Genomic DNA, 15,379 nt, shown 5'->3' on the forward strand with positions numbered 1-15,379 from the left:
ATGGCCGCCCTGCCGCTGAGCGGCATCCAGGCGCTGGCCGGGCTGGCCCTGCTCGGCACTATCAGCGGGAGTTTGTATCAGGCACTGAATCATGAAGCAGAGCGCGACGCGGCGATCGTCACCTTCCTGATGACCGCCAGCGGCGTCACGCTCCTGGGGATTGGCTCCGCCTTCTGGGGGCTGGTGTTGGGAGGGATCTGTTACGCCGTCTTCTCACGCCTTCGCCGCGCGTAGCTGTGACGGCGTAATGCCGGTCATGCTGCGAAAACGGTTACTGAAATGGCTGGCGGAGTTAAATCCGCAGGCCAGCGCGATGTCGGTGAGCGGCGTGGTCGTGTGCTGCACCATCGCTTTGGCCTTCTCCATGCGGCGCTGCATGACGTACTGATGCGGCGCCAGGCCCATCGACTGGCGGAACATCCGCGCAAAGTGATACTCACTGAGTGCGGCCTGGCCCGCCAGTTCCGCCAGCGTTAAGGGTTGCGCCAGGTTTTCCTCGATAAAGGCCAGCACGTTGCGCAGCACAAACGGCGATAACCCGCCGGTCACTACCGGCAGCTTCCACTGTACGCTGGAATAGTGCTGGACTAAATGCGTCAGCAATAAGGTCGACGCGGTGCTCAGGGTGAGCTGATTGGCGTTTTGCTGCCAGTCGCAGCCGAGCAAAAACTGGCGATAAAGGGCGGTGATTTTCGGATCGCTGCCGAATATTTTTTCCTCCAGCGTCAGCGATAGCGGTCGTTTATCCCAGATTTTCTCCCCCACGTCCCGCAGGTGTTCATCGGTGCAGTAGAGGTGCACGAACGACAGGTCGTCACGAATATCCCACGTGGATTCGCTCTCTTCCGGCATCAGACAAAAACGATCCGGCCCACCGCCATTTTTCCAGCCACCCGGCGTTTTTTGATAGCTTTCATAGCCATCTGCCACGTACAGGCTAAGGGTGTGATGGTTGCTTTTCACGGTGATCGTGTCGTGCTTGTTGTACCACGCCGCCAGTTGAATGCCAGTATTGAGCGCGACGGTTTCCCGCAGCACCGCATTTTGTTGGCGTAACGTTTCAAAGGTGTCGTAAACGAGAGACATGGCCGTAAACAGGTGATTAATCAGACTGTCAGTCTAAGAAGTGTTGCAGCCTGTTACCAGCCATTGTGCGAGAAAAAAGCGCAAGAATTTGCAAGTCCGGCGCAAGGCGATGAAAGCAGGGCCCCTCTTCTTTCGCCACACTGTTGTTTTTCGCGGTATGAGAAGAGAGAAACCATGAACGCATTACTCTATGGGCTGGTTGTTGTTATCTGGGGCACGACCTGGATCGCCATTTTTTTGCAACAGGGGCCGGTTGCAGCGCCGGTCTCCATTTTCTGGCGCTTCGCCGTGGCCAGCGCCACGATGATGATTGTCCTGGTCGCCCTTCGCCGCCTGCGCAGGCTGGCGCTGCGGGATCATCTCTACTGCATGCTTCAGGGCTGCTGCGTTTTCTGTTTCAACTTCTGGTGCTTTTACACCGCCGCCGCCCATATCAATACCGGCCTTGAGTCGGTGATTTTCTCGATGGCCGTGCTGTATAACGCCATCAACAGCTTTATCTTCTTCGGCCAGCGTCCACCCGCACGCTTCTGGACGGCGGCAGCGCTGGGGCTTATCGGGATCATTACCCTGTTCTGGAACGATCTGCTCGCCAGCGGCTGGAGCGCGTCGTTGCTTACGGGCATCGGGCTTTCCGCCCTCGGCACCTACGGCTTCTCGCTGGGGAATATGATCAGCATGCGTCATCAGCGAAACGGGCTGGAAACCATGACCACCAACGCCTGGGCGATGCTGTATGGCACCGTCGTGATGGGACTTATCGCCCTCTTCAGAGGCGATAACTTTATGCCGGAATGGACGGTGAGCTATATGGGGGCGCTGCTCTATCTTGCGCTGTTTGGCTCGGTGATTGCCTTCGGCGCCTACTTTACGCTGGTAGGCCGCATTGGTCCCGGTAAAGCCGCCTACAGCACCCTGCTGTTCCCGCTGGTGGCGCTGTCGATTTCAACGGTGTACGAGGGTTACGTGTGGCATCTCAACGGGATCGTCGGCCTGTTGTTGATACTGGGGGGGAATATGGTGATGTTTACGAAGCCGGAAACCTGGTTCCGCCGCCTGCGGACGGCATAAAAAACGGCCTGCGAAAATGCAGGCCTTTTTTTATTAATTTGCTGTCTGATGAACATCAAACATAGTGGCATCCGTTGCCATGTCATCCACAACCTGCTTCAGGGTGCCGAAGCCCATTGGCGTATTCTCGTTCGCCAGCTCTTTCCCTTCCCCCTTACGAACAACCTTAATCACCGGTTTGTTCGTAGCCGCGTCGATTAACTCACCTTCGAAGAACAGATGCGTATCCATGGTACGATGGCCCGTGGCCATTTGCGTACCCGCAACCAGCAGCGCGACAGGCACCACTTCATAGAACTGCAAACCTTCTTTGTCTGAGCTCACACCCGTGATGGCGCCGCGGAAGATCAGGCTATGTTTGCCCGGCGTCGTCACAATCGGCTTACGCTGGCCAATCGCGGTTTTCAGTTTGGTATTGGTATAATTCAACAGCTCATCAAGCGTTTTTTGCCCAAGCTGAGTGGTCGGTTTTGGCGTCGGATAATAGGTTATCGGCGTCCAAATAATGCTGTCATAATTCGCCTCATTATAAGAAGGATCAACCCAACGCAGGGTTGGCTTCCCGGTTGCAGATTTCATCTCCTGCAAGCCTGAGTAATCTTTTAAAAAGCCTGAATATTGATCGGGGGCTGCGACTTTGGACGCACAGCCTGAGAGGGCCAACAGACCAGAAAGCACTGCAACTTTAAAAAAAGTGTGAGTACGCATGATGGTATTCCATGTTATCTGCAAGTATGCACTTGAAGTTATAACAAAAAATGGGGCGATGTGTTGTGGCAAAAAATGACGAAGACAGCACAAATAGCGAAAAAACTGCCCGACCGAAACCGGGCAGTGAAAATTACTCTTTCAGGTCCACTTGCCAGAACAGGTGTTTGCCGAAGGGATCGATTTCATAGCCCGTGACCTCTTTACGGACTGGCTCAAAAATCGTTGAATGAGCAATCATTACCGCCGGCATTTGATCGTGCATCATCTGCTGCGCCTGCTTGTACAGCGCCACGCGTTTTTCGCGATCGGTTATCGATTTTGCTTCGGCAATCAGGTTATCAAACGGCTTATAACACCATTTCGCCGAATTCGACCCGCCGTTGGCGGACGTACAGGTAAACAGCGGGCCGAAGAAGTTATCTGGATCCCCCGTCGCCGTTGTCCAGCCCATCAGCGCAGCCTGATGCTCCCCGCCCTTCACGCGCTTCAGGTATTCGCCCCATTCGTAGGTCACGATTTTGGTCTGCACGCCAACTTTCGCCCAGTCCGCCTGGATCATCTCCGCCATACGCTTCGCGTTCGGGTTATACGGCCGCTGCACGGGCATGGCCCACAGATCGATGCTTACGCCGTTGGCAAACCCCGCCTCCTTTAACAGCGCTTTCGCTTTTTCTGGATCGTAATCGTAGTCTTTCAGCTCGCTGTCGGCACTCCAGACGCCAGGCGGCAGCAGGTTTTTTGCCGCCGTGCCGGTGCCGTGGAAGACCGCCTCAATGATGGCCGGTTTGTTAATCGCCATCGCCAGCGCCTGGCGCACTTTTACGTTATCCAGCGGCGGCTTTTGCGTGTTAAACGCCAGGAAACCGGTATTCAGACCGGCCTTGCTCATCAGGTTGATGTCTTTGTTAGCCTTCATACGCGGCAGGTCCGCCGGGTTCGGGAACGGCATCACCTGACACTCATTCTTATCGACTTTGGCAAAACGTACCGAGGCGTCCGGCGTGATGGTGAACACCAGACGATCCAGCTTCGATTTTCCCTGCCAGTAGTCAGGGAAAGCGGTAAAGAGGATGCGGGAATCCTTCTGATATTGCGACAGCTTAAACGGCCCGGTGCCAATCGGCTGCATATCGACCTTTTCTGGCGTGCCCGCTTTCAGCATGGCATCGGCGTACTCTGCCGACAGAATGGAGGCAAAGTACCACGCCAGGTCAGCGACAAACGGCGCTTCCGGATGCGCCAGGGTGAAGCGCACGGTGCGATCGTCAACTTTATCAATGGCGGTAATCAGGCTGCCGAACTCCAGACTTTCGAAGTTGGAATAACTGCCGTTGGAGACGTTATGGTAAGGATGATTCACATCCTTCTGGCGCATAAACGAGAAAATCACGTCGTCCGCGTTGAAATCGCGCGTCGGCGTGAACAGCTTATTACTGTGGAATTTCACCCCTTTGCGCAGGTGGAAGGTGTAGACCTTGCCATCCTCGCTTACCTCCCAGCTTTCCGCCAGGCTCGGCACCAGTTCGGTAGTGCCCGGTTTGAAATCGACCAGACGGTTATAAACCGGTACGGCGCTGGCGTCCACGCTGGTCCCCGACGTATAGAGCTGAGGATTGAAATTTTCCGGCGATCCTTCGGAGCAATACACCAGCGTTTTTGCCGCGACGGTGGAACTGACCGTCAGTGCAGCAAGCGCCAGCGTTATCATTGTGAATGTGCTTTTCATCATTTATTCCTGTCTTTTTAATTCGACGGCTAATTACTTCTTTTGCCATTTCATAAATAACATTAAAGTGATGGCGCAAACACATGAAAAATAAATACAGAAGGAAACACTATGGGCTCGGAACTCTCCAGACAATTAACCCAACGCTTTTTCCGCTATCTCGCCATCACCAGCCAGAGCGACCCGAAAGTCAAAACCCTGCCCTCCACCCCGGGCCAGCACGACATGGCGCGGGAGCTGGCGAAGGAGCTGGAAACGCTGGGGTTAGACGATATTGTGATTGATGAGTTCGCCACCGTTACCGCCGTGAAAAAAGGTAATGTTCCCGGCGCGCCGCGTATTGGTTTTATTACCCATATCGACACCGTCGACGTCGGTTTATCCCCGGATATTCATCCACAAATATTAACCTTTACGGGGGATGATCTCTGTCTGAATAAAGAGAAAGATATTTGGCTGCGCGTAAAAGAGCACCCGGAAATTCTGGCTTATCATGATGAGGAGATTATTTTCAGCGACGGAACCAGCGTATTAGGCGCAGATAATAAAGCGGCCGTCACCGTGGTCATGACGGTGCTGGAAAACCTCACCGCTGAGCACAACCATGGCGATATTGTGGTGGCGTTTGTGCCCGATGAAGAGATTGGCCTGTGCGGCGCGAAAGCGCTGGATTTAAAGCGCTTCGACGTCGATTTTGCCTGGACCATCGACTGCTGCGAGCTGGGCGAAATTGTTTACGAGAACTTTAACGCGGCGGCGGCTGAAATTCGCTTTACCGGCGTCACGGCGCACCCGATGTCCGCCAAAGGGGTGCTGGTCAATCCGCTGCTGATGGCAACAGATTTCATCAGCCATTTCGATCGCCAGCAAACCCCGGAATGCACCGAGGGGCGCGAAGGTTATATCTGGTTTAACGGCATCCAGGCCGGGCAAAACGAAGCGGTGCTGAAAGCCAACATTCGTGATTTTGACAAAGACGGTTTTGCCGCCCGCAAGCAGCGAATTGCCGATGTGGCGGCGCAAATAGCCGCGCAGCATCCCACGGCAAACGTGGAGTATCGCATTGAAGATACCTACAGCAATATCAGCAATGCGATTGGCGAAGACCGCCGCGCGATCGACCTGATGTTCGAGGCGATGGAGTCGCTCGGCATCACCCCAAAACCGATCCCCATGCGCGGTGGCACGGACGGGGCGGCCCTGTCAGCTAAAGGCTTGCTCACCCCGAACTTCTTCACCGGCGCCCATAACTTCCACTCGAAGTTTGAGTTTTTACCGCTGTCGTCGTTCGAGGCCTCCTGTCGCACTGCCCTGCAACTCTGTCTGCTGGCCGCGCGTTAAGCGGGCTTGCGTGCGAGCATGGTGGCGAAGCGCAGCTTGATACGGTTCCCGTTGGCATCGGTACGGTGGAGTTCCCCTACCTCTTCGTTGTACTTGATCAGCTCCCAGCCTTCGTAGTAGTTGCTCAGTTCACCGGGTTTGAAGGCAAACGGGAAGCCGACGGTGCACGGATAATCCTCCGTATCCATGGCGGCAACGATCAGGTTATAGCCGCCTGGTCTGGTGCAACGCTGCATATTGGCGATAAGACCAGGGATGGTATTCGCTTCGAGGAACATCAACACGACGGTGGAAAGAATAAAGTCGTATTCGCCGTCAAAGGTCAGGTTGTTCAGATCCTTAATCGCCGTTTGCAGATTCGCGATCCCTTCCGCCGCCTTAATGCGCTCAATGTTATCGATGCTCATCGGGTTTTTATCCCACGCCGTCACGTTATGGCCATTGGCAGCGAGGTAGAGGCTGTTACGGCCATTTCCGCAACCGAGATCGAGCGTTTTTCCCGGCTTAACAATGTCCGCGCTGAGCAGCACCTCTGAGTGCGTGCGGGTCAGCCCATATTTCTCAGTAAAGTAGTTTTCATCGACAGTCATTATTTTTCCTCAGATTGCATAAGCAGTGCCTTATCAGCGCGCACCAGAAGTTTGCCCTGCATCAGCAAGATAAAAGTACGGACCAGCAGCATCGCGATGATGACGTTGGTGAAAATAAACAGGGGAACAGCGAGGGCATGAAAGAACCCTGACGGACTGCTCTGCCCAAGATGTAAACCGGTGGTCGCCAGCGCCGACACCCCGAACGAGAAGCTCCAGAACGACGCGTTGAACGGCTGCGACAGATACCACGGCATCAGACGCAGCATAAACAGGAGTTGCAACAGGCCATAGCCGAAAAGCATTTTGGCGAAGGTGTCCGCTTCGCCGCCGTTGACGCTAAACCAGGCGCTACAGGCCACCAGGGCAGGCGCAAGCTGGATCCCGAGCGAGGTACGAAGGGCAGCGGGCAGTTCGCCCGCGCTGCGCAGGCGTTGCAAAATGACCGGCTCCAGGCTCAGCCAGGAAAAGACCCCGGCACCAAGGAACACCAGCCCCGCGTCGTGGAAGCCTAGCGCACCGCAGGCCATCGCGCTGATAAAATTGTTCGCTACCGTCGGCAGATACAGTCCCGGCGTCGTGGCTTCTTCCGGATGCTTGCCGCGCCACAGCCCGGCGCTTTGCCAGGCGGCATACGCAAGCTGGATCACCACGCCCACGCTAAACAACCCCAGCGCCAGCGGGCGATACCACGGCACAAAGCCGATGGCCACCAGCAGCGTTGTGGCAGGAAACAGGCTGACAAAACTGCTCATTACCGGATGCCGCATCTCGGTCAGCACGCTATGTGGAAACCGTACCGCACGGGTAAGAAACGCCACGCTCAGAAGGAACCAGATCGCCACCGCCAGCGCCACCAGGATCTCGCCCGGCCAGCGCGTCACCGGCCAGATGGTGCTGGCATAACGCCAGGCGAACCCCATACCTATGGTCCCGAGGACCATACCGAAATACCCGGCGGGCAAGTTAAGAACGCGTTGGTTTAGGCTATGCATTTTTTTTAAAGTTTAAAATGTATTTTAAATGCCATTTTAAGGGGTTTCCTGAGCGGACGCCAGCACTTCGAAAAACCAAAACTTTGCTACGTTTATTGAAAGGCTTTTCAGGGATAACACGATGACAAAATACCGGCTCAGCAATGAAACGCGTCTCTGGCGCTGGCAGGACGGATCAACACCGTGCACAACGCCTCTAAGACAAATTATTGCCGTGAAGGATTTTAACGATGTGACCAGCGGGACTAAAGGCGGTTGGGTTGAGGATGAACACGCGCTCGCCCAGGACGGGGATTGCTGGGTTTACGATGAAAACAGCGTGGTGTTTGCCGGGGCCAGGATATCCGCTAACGCCCGCCTCACCCAACCCTGCATCGTAAGCCACCGCGCACACGTTGGCGGCAACGGCTGGCTTGACGCGGCTGAGGTGAGTCACGGCGCGGTAATAAGTGACAACGTCACCATTCAGCACTCCACCGTACGCGGGGAATGTCGTATCGCGGGTGACGCGCGGGTGCTGCATAATAGTTTGGTGATTGCAGCCAAAGGGCTGACACCCGACCGTCAGCAGATCCTGCAAATTTATGACCGAGCCACGGTCAGCCAGTCGCGTATTGTGCATCAGGCGCAAATCTACGGCGATGCCATGGTGACCTGGGCCTTTGTTGAGCACCGTGCCGAGGTGTTCGATCGCGCCATTCTTGAGGGCAACGCGCTGAATAACGTCTGGGTGTGCGACTGCGCCAAAGTGTACGGCAACGCCCGTCTGCTGGCCGGTCTGGAGGATGATGCCATCCCGACCGTGCGGTACAGTTCACAGGTCGCGGAAAACGCCCTCGTTGAAGGCAACTGCGTCATTAAACACCACGTATTAATAGGCGGCGAGGCGTGGTTACGCGGCGGGCCAATCCTGATTGATGACAAAGTGGTTATTCAGGGGCGGGCGCGTATCAGCGGCGATGTCCTGATTGAGCATCAGGTGGAAATAACGGACGATGCGGTTATCGAGGCGCTGGAGGGTGAAAGCATTCACGTCCGGGGAGCCAAAGTGATCAACGGCGACACGCGGATCACCCGGACGCCGCTGCTGGGGGCGCTATAGCGGGAAGATTCTGGCGTAGAGGTTCACGTCATCGTAACGCCCGTTGAGCATCTCCGCTTCCCGCAAACAACCTTCCAGCGTGAAACCGTTGCGCTGCGCCACACTGTTACTGCACTGGTTATCCACGCGACACTTGATCACAAAACGGCGGATCTCGCCGCGCTCAACGTAATAGCGCATAAACGTCTGGAGCGCCTGAGAAAGAATACCCTGCCCCTGATGCGCCTCGTCAAGCCAGTAGCCAATGTACCCGGTTTTATTCGCAGGCTCGATCGCGTTGAAGGACAGCACGCCCACCAGCTCGTCCTTCATAAAAATCAGGAACATTTTGGCGTAACCGCGCTGGTGCAACATCTGATTGCTCTGCACGTTGCGGCGCGTGTCCTCTTCGCTGCCGACATGCTGCGCCCAGTCGAAGGCGGTTTGCAGCCAGGTTTTGTTTTTGATTACGAGGTTATGCAGATCGGTGGTATAGCGCTCTTCGACGGCGCGAAGCTCGATTTCCTGGTTAACGGGAATGATTTCTGAAGACATAGTGCCTCTTAATTGCCGGGTGGCGCTAACGCCTACCCGGCCTACAAATGCGTCCAGAGCAGGCCGGGTAAGGCGAAGCCGCCACCCGGCACAAACCCATAAGGACTAGCGCATGATCCGGTCGTCAACGTAGTTACGTTTGTCCGGCGCGGGCGGGAAGTACTGGTACAGCCAGGTCTCGCTGATGGCATCGCCCTGACAGCGCAGGAACAGGCGCATATCCACCGGCTCGGTGGAGTCAGAGGTTGGATACCAGTCAAACAGAATGCGATACCCGTCGAACGGTTCGACATAGAGGATCTCCACCTGCTTCGCTTCACCGCTGGACAGGGTAATCACCGGCTCAATGCCCTTCGGTGCGGCGGCCTTCAGATCGCCCCCGACGAAGTCAATGGCAAAGCGACGGGCCCACACTTTCGGGTAATTTTCACCCGGCGCCCAGCCCTCCGGGAAGCCGCCCATACCGGTACGGGTAGCGTAGACGTTTGCCAGCGGGGAACGCACCGGCGGCTGCGCGCTCCAGTAGAGACGGTATTTGAAGTCCAGCTCATCACCCGCCTGCACCGGTTTCTCCGGCTGCCAGAAGCAGACCACGTTATCGAGCGTCTCGCCGGTTGTCGGGATCTCCATCAGGGCGATGGATCCTTTCCCCCAGTTGTTGCGCGGCTCGACCCACAGGCTTGGTCGCTTGTTATACCAGCCCATGACGTCCTGGTAATGGGAGAAGTCTCGGTCAAGCTGTAACAAACCAAAGCCTTTCGGGTTTTTATCCAGGTAGGCGTTGAATTGCAGCTTTTGCGGGTTGTTCAGCGGTCGGCAGATCCACTCCCCGTTACCGCGCCACATCGCCAGGCGGTCTGAATCATGGATCTGCGGATGTATGGTGTCGCACATGCGGCGTTCGTTGTTGCCGCAGCTGAACATGCTGGTCATTGGTGCGATGCCGAGCTGCTTGATGTCTTTGCGCGCATAGAGATGGTTTTCGACGTCCATGATCACCTGACTCTTCTCACAGTGGATCACAAACTTATAGGCACCGGTAATGCTCGGGCTGTCCAGCAGCGCATAGACGGTAAAGGTGGTATCACCCGGCTTAACGGTTTCAAACCAGAAGGAGGTGAAATCCGGAAACTCTTCCGGGGTGTCGGTAAAGGTATCCACCGCCAGCCCGCGCGCGGAAAGGCCGTACTGGTAGGTATCATCCACTGCGCGGAAGTAGCTCGCGCCCAGGAACGAAACGATATCGCGTCGCGCCAGTTCCGGCGCTTTAAAGACGCGGAATCCGGCGAAGCCGAGGTCACTCTGCCCTTCAAGCTGTTTGGTATCCACGCCCGTATCGCCATAGCTGAACAGCTCAGGCCGGAAGTGGATCTCACGCGCCTGAGAGGTGGTTTGATCCAGCGAGAACATGCGCACGCGGCGGCGGAATCCCATCCCCATATGGAAGAACTGGGCGTCCAGCTGACGGCCTTCAATGTTATTCCACAGCGACTGCTTCTCATCGTAACGGATGGCGTTGTACGCCTGCGGCGTCATGGTGGCCAGCGTTTCCGGCAGCGGACGCGGCGCACCGCCCCACGGGGTTTTCGCCAGATCGTGCGCCATGGATTGCAGAACAGAGAAGTCAAAGCGACGGCTCTGACCGTCGGCAATGTCGGAGTCAGCAGCATACGCCGCCTGGGAAAACAGAGATGCAAGGCCAGAAGTGCCGCTCAGGGCAGCCATTGCCAGGGAACCTTTGAGAAAACGTCTGCGATTCATGCCTGAGAAAACGTCCTTATGGTCGTGTGAATGAGTTTCGCGCGCAGCGAAATGACGGCAAGAAAGAACGCACAGCCTAAACAAAAACGGTTAAGAATCCAATTGTTGGCGGGTGATTATCTGAACAAACCGAGAAATATTTTCTGTCGACCAGAACGGCCTGAAAAAGGGGTAAAGTTATGTATAAAAATGCCCCGGCTGGACATCGACAGCCGGGACCAACGAGGCGGTTATTTTACGCTGACATCGATACCCGGGAAGTACTTATCAGCCAGTTTAGCGATCGTGCCGTCGGCACGTACTTTATCAATTGCGGCATCAAGCTGCTTTTTGGTGGCCTCATCCCCTTTACGCAGCCCAAAGCCGATCCCACTGCCGAGGATGGTGTCGTCCGACACCGGTTTGCCGATAAAGCCAAACCCTTTACCCTGCGGCTTACTGAGGAAACCTGCCTGCCCGGCCGCTGACATGACCAGCGAGGCATCAATGCGGCCATTCAGCAGATCTCCCCAGGCCATATTCTGATCTTTATAAGACACCACGGTGACACCGTGCTTTTCCCAGTGCTCTTTGGCGTAAGTTTCCTGAATTGAACCCTGGAGAACGCCGATGGTTTTGCCCTTCAGCCCTTCGGGGGTAGCCTCTACCGCAGAACCGGCTTTGCCCACCAGCTGGGAGGGAATGCGATAGATGGGCTGGGTGAAATCAATGCTTTTGCGACGCTGCTCGGTGATGTTCATCGCCGAGTTTATGGCGTCGAACTTTTTCGCCACCAGACCGGGGATCAGCGCATCAAACGAGGTTTCAACCCAGCTGCACTTCAGCGCGGCGGCTTTACAGATGGCATTTCCCAGCTCTACGTCAAACCCTTCCAGCTCCCCTGACGCATTGCGGCTTTCAAACGGTGGATATTCCGCTTCCAGCCCGTATCGCAACTCGGTGGCGGCAAACGACGAGAATGAACACAACAGTCCCATGCCGACAACTAACGCGCGTAATTTCATCTCAAATTCCTTAACGTGGTGTAACCCGACAAAGGGCCTGGGCACCTGCCCGTAACGTCGCCTCATCTTTCGCAAAAGAGAGACGGATTAACTTATTGTCCGTGCCATCGGCATAAAACGCCGACAGCGGAATGGTGGCAACCCCGTACTCGACAATCAGCCTTTTCACCATCTCGCTGTCGCGCTCGTCGCTAAAGCCGCTGTAATCCGCCAGCAGGAAGAACGAACCGGCACTTGGTAGCAGCCTGAACGGTGAGTCGGCGAGCAAACTTTGCAGCAGATCGCGCTTGCGCTGATAAAACGCCGCCAGCGACAGCCAGGTTTGCGGATCGGTCATGTGTTCGGCAAACGCGTACTGCATCGGCGTATCGGCCGAGAACATTAAAAATTGATGGACTTTACATATCTCATCCATCAGTTCCGCGGGTGCCACACAATAACCCACGCGCCAGCCGGTGACGTGATAGGTTTTTCCGAAAGAAGAAATAATCACGCTGCGCTCAGCCAGCTGCGGGTGCGTCGCCATTCCGTGGTGCGGTTCGCCATCAAAAACGACGTGCTCGTACACTTCGTCAGACAAAATGATGATGTCGGTGTGGCGCGTCAGCGCTGCCAGCTGGTGCAGATCGGCGGCTGAAAACACCTGTCCGCTCGGGTTGTGCGGCGTATTGACGATGATCATCCGCGTGCGTGGAGTTATAGCCGCCCGTACTTCATCCCAGTTCACGGCAAAATACGGTACCGTCAGTTTAATGGCAATCGGCGTCGCTCCTTGCAGACGGACAATCGGCGCATAGCTGTCAAAGGAGGGCTCGAAATAGATCACCTCGTCTCCAGGATGAACCAGCCCGCTGATGGCTGAGTAAAGCCCTTCGCTGGCGCTGGCGGTCACCAGCACCTCACTCGCCGGGTCATAGTGTGTGCCATAGAGCGTGGCAATTTTGTCCGCGATGCGCTCTCTGAGCGGTTGCAGACCGGTCATGGAGGCGTACTGGTTATACCCTGCCTCCATGGCGCGGGTCACGCCGGAGATAAGTTTTGGGTCGCAGGAAAAATTCGGCGCACCCTGAGAAAGGTTGATGGCGTTATGCCGGGCTGAAAGCTGGCCGATAACGGTAAAAATGGTGGTTCCCACATCGGGCAATTTGGATCGTGTCTGCACCGGCGTTTTCAAAGTCATCCTCTGTCCCTTCTCGTGGTGAATGCATAACTATTCAAACAACAACTTCATTGCCGGGACAATCGAATTGTTGTCATAATAGCCATGACAAAAATGCATAGCTAAGGTGAGATATGTCGCGTCGTTCATTTCCACTTAATGCCGTAGAGACGTTCATCGTGACCGCGCGTCACCTGAATCTTACCCATGCCGCGAAGGAGCTTTGTCTGACGCAGGGGGCGGTAAGCCGTAAAATCGCCTCGCTGGAAAGCTGGTTCGGCTTCCCGCTGTTCGAGCGCCATGCCCGCGGCCTGCGTCTCTCCTCACAGGGAAGCGCCCTGCTGCCGGAGCTGCAATCTGCCTTTGAGCACCTGCTGAACGTTGCTGAACAGGCGCGAACGCACCAGACCGTAATCCGTCTGAAAGCGCCTACCTGCGCGATGCGCTGGCTGGTGCCGCGTCTGCTACAGGTGGAGCGCGAACAGCCGGAACTCCAGATTGCGCTGACCACCACCACCGATCACAACGTCAATTTCAAAACCGAATCCTGTGACGCGGCGATTGTGTTTGGGACGCACATGAGCGCCGGCGATCTGCTGTTCGAAGAGGCCTTAACCCCGGTGATGAGCCCGCTACGGGCTGGCTCTGCGCTGGAAGCACTCACCTTCCTTCACCCCACGCGGGACAAAACGGACTGGTCGCTGTGGCTGGCGAAACAGCCGGGTCCGCCGCCAGCTATGCTCAAAAATCAACACTTCGAAACCATGGATCTCGCCATTACCGCCGCCATTCAGGGGCTGGGCATCGCCATCGCGGATGAAACGCTGGTGGAGGAGGACGTGCGCGCCGGACGGCTGATGCGCCCGTTTGACACAAGCATAAAAACGGGGGCGAGCTACCGGCTGGTATTACGCGACGCACCCGGCCCTGAAAACGGGCTGGATGCGTTTCGCGCCTGTCTGCTCAGTCGAGGCTGACGTGGTGTTTCATCACCCGTTTGAAGAGGCTCATACGGGCACGCATGAAGCGGTTTTCAAGCCGAAAACCTGCATGTTTATTCACACCAATACGTAACAGCACGTCCCGCCCTTTCCGGCAGGCGGGCCAGCGCGTGGGCCCTGCCAGGCTATCGCGTGCCCCCGCATCCCGGGCGAAGCTCACCCAGTAGTCCGCCACCTGAGCGGCAAAGGCCAGATCGCGTTCATTCACATACTGCCGCGAAGGTTCCACCTGTCCAAGGGTATCGAAGACGTAGGGCACTTCGTTGCCGTGCCAGGCGCCGTTGATGTACGTCGCGTGCTCCGCTTCGGCCACATAATCAAACCAGTATCGCCAGCACATGCCGCCCGCCCGTTGCTGGGCCTGCATTACCACGTATCCCATGGTGGTAAAGGCCATGTCGCGGCATACCTGCCTGCCAAGTTCCTCATCGCCCTTCACGCCAGGATAAAGCAGCTTTATCAGCCCCAGGCCAAAGCGCCGCTCACGGCGGAGCTTCTGGATCTGCCCGGCCAGCGTGACCCCGAATACCGACATCACGCTGGCTTCGTCGCTGTTCGACCCAATCATCACCGGTACAGGATGCTGGCGGGCCGCGAAGAAAACGTCGAGCATGGCCTCAGGCAAAACGCAATCCCCCACGATGGGCGCAGGGGCGATATTCAACGGCGAGGTCAGCGGCCAGAACGCCTCAGGCGGGATCGCGCGAAGCTGTTCCGCGGTAGCATTGTGCAGGCCGAAATGGGCGGCAATCGCTTCGCCTTTATGCATGGCCTGCTCGCGCGGGGTGTCGGGCAGCGTGTACCCGCTTTGCACAATGGCTTTATGGAACAGTCCTCCTGCAAGCGGGGAAGCCATCAGCGACAGCACGCTGCGCGCACCGGCCGACTCGCCAAATACGGTGATGTTCTCAGGATCGCCGCCGAACGCGGCAATGTTATCGCGCACCCATTCCAGGGCCTGGATCTGATCGAGCAGTGCGAAGTTATGCACCACGCGCTCTTCCTCCCCCTCCAGCGCCGGATGAGCAAAAAAGCCGAGGTGGCCGAGACGGTAATTGATCGTCACCACCACCGTGCCACGCTTCGCCAGCGCCCTGCCGTTATACGGAGGCAGCCCGCCAGCGCCGAGGGTAAATCCTCCGCCGTGCAGCCAGACCATCACCGGAAGCGGATCGGCGCGTGCCACTGGCGACCAGACGTTAAGGTACAGGCAGTCTTCAGAGAACTGGCCGGGATCGCCGCCGCCCAGTTCCTGGCAGCTTTCGCTGCTCTGCCAGCTGGAGGCGGAGAACGCCGTC

15 protein-coding genes are annotated in these 15,379 nt (G+C 56.5%); 5 read left to right on the forward strand and 10 right to left on the reverse strand.

The window, feature by feature from the left end:
- On the forward strand, window positions 1–234 hold a 234-nt coding region (locus tag DD606_RS20780; protein ID WP_176691454.1), incomplete at its 5' end, for a benzoate/H(+) symporter BenE family transporter.
- Here the strand turns inward: DD606_RS20780 and DD606_RS20785 are convergent.
- The gene (locus tag DD606_RS20785) at window positions 214–1,086 is read right to left on the reverse strand and encodes a helix-turn-helix domain-containing protein (RefSeq protein WP_003857218.1); all 873 of its coding nucleotides are present in this window, start codon (window positions 1,084–1,086) and stop codon (window positions 214–216) included. The two genes, DD606_RS20780 and DD606_RS20785, sit on opposite strands and share 21 nt — an antisense overlap.
- Before the next feature lie 174 nt (window positions 1,087–1,260).
- Between DD606_RS20785 and DD606_RS20790 the strand changes: the two genes are divergently transcribed.
- The gene (locus DD606_RS20790) at window positions 1,261–2,157 is read left to right on the forward strand and encodes a DMT family transporter (protein ID WP_003857219.1); all 897 of its coding nucleotides are present in this window, start codon (window positions 1,261–1,263) and stop codon (window positions 2,155–2,157) included.
- A gap of 33 nt (window positions 2,158–2,190) precedes the next feature.
- Here DD606_RS20790 and DD606_RS20795 read toward each other — a convergent pair whose 3' ends face one another.
- Window positions 2,191–2,865, reverse strand: a complete 675-nt coding sequence (locus DD606_RS20795) for a DUF3313 domain-containing protein (RefSeq protein WP_003857221.1) — start codon at window positions 2,863–2,865, stop codon at window positions 2,191–2,193.
- Between the two features lie 133 nt (window positions 2,866–2,998).
- Window positions 2,999–4,594 (reverse strand): ABC transporter substrate-binding protein, encoded by a 1,596-nt coding sequence (locus tag DD606_RS20800; RefSeq protein ID WP_045896795.1) that lies wholly within the window; start codon window positions 4,592–4,594, stop codon window positions 2,999–3,001.
- 111 nt (window positions 4,595–4,705) lie between these two features.
- On the opposite strand from DD606_RS20800, the gene pepT reads away from it, so the two are divergent.
- Window positions 4,706–5,935 carry a peptidase T gene (pepT, locus tag DD606_RS20805; protein WP_045346280.1) on the forward strand — a complete coding sequence of 410 codons (1,230 nt, stop codon included), beginning with the start codon at window positions 4,706–4,708 and terminating at the stop codon, window positions 5,933–5,935.
- Here pepT and tehB read toward each other — a convergent pair.
- Together tehB and tehA are read right to left on the reverse strand one after the other, a co-directional pair.
- On the reverse strand, window positions 5,932–6,525 hold the full coding sequence (tehB, locus tag DD606_RS20810; protein ID WP_050870634.1) for a tellurite resistance methyltransferase TehB: 594 nt from the start codon (window positions 6,523–6,525) through the stop codon (window positions 5,932–5,934). The two genes, pepT and tehB, sit on opposite strands and share 4 nt — an antisense overlap.
- Window positions 6,525–7,520 carry a dicarboxylate transporter/tellurite-resistance protein TehA gene (gene tehA / locus DD606_RS20815; protein ID WP_129259061.1) on the reverse strand — a complete coding sequence of 332 codons (996 nt, stop codon included), beginning with the start codon at window positions 7,518–7,520 and terminating at the stop codon, window positions 6,525–6,527. The genes tehB and tehA overlap by 1 nt, the downstream gene beginning before the upstream one ends.
- Window positions 7,521–7,641: 121 nt before the next feature.
- Here tehA and ydcK point away from each other — a divergent pair, with 121 nt between their 5' ends.
- On the forward strand, window positions 7,642–8,622 hold the full coding sequence (ydcK, locus tag DD606_RS20820; RefSeq protein ID WP_022651177.1) for a YdcK family protein: 981 nt from the start codon (window positions 7,642–7,644) through the stop codon (window positions 8,620–8,622).
- On the opposite strand, the gene rimL is transcribed toward ydcK, so the two are convergent.
- From rimL to DD606_RS20840, 4 genes are all read right to left on the reverse strand, one after another.
- A complete protein-coding gene (rimL, locus tag DD606_RS20825; RefSeq protein ID WP_022651176.1) occupies window positions 8,617–9,156 on the reverse strand; it encodes a 50S ribosomal protein L7/L12-serine acetyltransferase in 540 nt (179 codons plus the stop codon). The genes ydcK and rimL overlap by 6 nt on opposite strands.
- A gap of 105 nt (window positions 9,157–9,261) precedes the next feature.
- Window positions 9,262–10,917 carry a glucan biosynthesis protein D gene (locus tag DD606_RS20830; protein ID WP_032609161.1) on the reverse strand — a complete coding sequence of 552 codons (1,656 nt, stop codon included), beginning with the start codon at window positions 10,915–10,917 and terminating at the stop codon, window positions 9,262–9,264.
- Between the two features lie 230 nt (window positions 10,918–11,147).
- Complete coding sequence (locus DD606_RS20835; protein WP_003857237.1) at window positions 11,148–11,921, reverse strand: ABC transporter substrate-binding protein; 774 nt, start codon at window positions 11,919–11,921, stop codon at window positions 11,148–11,150.
- A 10-nt stretch (window positions 11,922–11,931) separates the two neighbouring features.
- Window positions 11,932–13,101 (reverse strand): pyridoxal phosphate-dependent aminotransferase, encoded by a 1,170-nt coding sequence (locus tag DD606_RS20840; RefSeq protein WP_003857239.1) that lies wholly within the window; start codon window positions 13,099–13,101, stop codon window positions 11,932–11,934.
- Between the two features lie 113 nt (window positions 13,102–13,214).
- Here DD606_RS20840 and DD606_RS20845 point away from each other — a divergent pair, with 113 nt between their 5' ends.
- A complete protein-coding gene (locus DD606_RS20845; protein WP_129259063.1) occupies window positions 13,215–14,057 on the forward strand; it encodes a LysR family transcriptional regulator in 843 nt (280 codons plus the stop codon).
- Here DD606_RS20845 and DD606_RS20850 read toward each other — a convergent pair.
- Window positions 14,044–15,379: carboxylesterase/lipase family protein (locus DD606_RS20850; RefSeq protein ID WP_139158328.1), on the reverse strand; the 1,336-nt coding region annotated here is incomplete at its 5' end. The genes DD606_RS20845 and DD606_RS20850 overlap by 14 nt on opposite strands.

The sequence above is a fragment of the Enterobacter cloacae complex sp. GF14B genome (assembly GCF_004136805.1).
Classification (GTDB): Bacteria; Pseudomonadota; Gammaproteobacteria; order Enterobacterales; family Enterobacteriaceae; genus Enterobacter; species Enterobacter hormaechei_C.

Coding starts and splice junctions, on each gene's coding strand:
- DD606_RS20785 (WP_003857218.1), bottom strand. CDS start 1,086: ATGTCTCTCGTTTACGACACCTTTGAAACGTTACGCCAACAAAATGCG.
- DD606_RS20790 (WP_003857219.1), top strand. CDS start 1,261: ATGAACGCATTACTCTATGGGCTGGTTGTTGTTATCTGGGGCACGACC.
- DD606_RS20795 (WP_003857221.1), bottom strand. CDS start 2,865: ATGCGTACTCACACTTTTTTTAAAGTTGCAGTGCTTTCTGGTCTGTTG.
- DD606_RS20800 (WP_045896795.1), bottom strand. CDS start 4,594: ATGAAAAGCACATTCACAATGATAACGCTGGCGCTTGCTGCACTGACG.
- pepT (WP_045346280.1), top strand. CDS start 4,706: ATGGGCTCGGAACTCTCCAGACAATTAACCCAACGCTTTTTCCGCTAT.
- tehB (WP_050870634.1), bottom strand. CDS start 6,525: ATGACTGTCGATGAAAACTACTTTACTGAGAAATATGGGCTGACCCGC.
- tehA (WP_129259061.1), bottom strand. CDS start 7,520: ATGCATAGCCTAAACCAACGCGTTCTTAACTTGCCCGCCGGGTATTTC.
- ydcK (WP_022651177.1), top strand. CDS start 7,642: ATGACAAAATACCGGCTCAGCAATGAAACGCGTCTCTGGCGCTGGCAG.
- rimL (WP_022651176.1), bottom strand. CDS start 9,156: ATGTCTTCAGAAATCATTCCCGTTAACCAGGAAATCGAGCTTCGCGCC.
- DD606_RS20830 (WP_032609161.1), bottom strand. CDS start 10,917: ATGAATCGCAGACGTTTTCTCAAAGGTTCCCTGGCAATGGCTGCCCTG.
- DD606_RS20835 (WP_003857237.1), bottom strand. CDS start 11,921: ATGAAATTACGCGCGTTAGTTGTCGGCATGGGACTGTTGTGTTCATTC.
- DD606_RS20840 (WP_003857239.1), bottom strand. CDS start 13,101: ATGACTTTGAAAACGCCGGTGCAGACACGATCCAAATTGCCCGATGTG.
- DD606_RS20845 (WP_129259063.1), top strand. CDS start 13,215: ATGTCGCGTCGTTCATTTCCACTTAATGCCGTAGAGACGTTCATCGTG.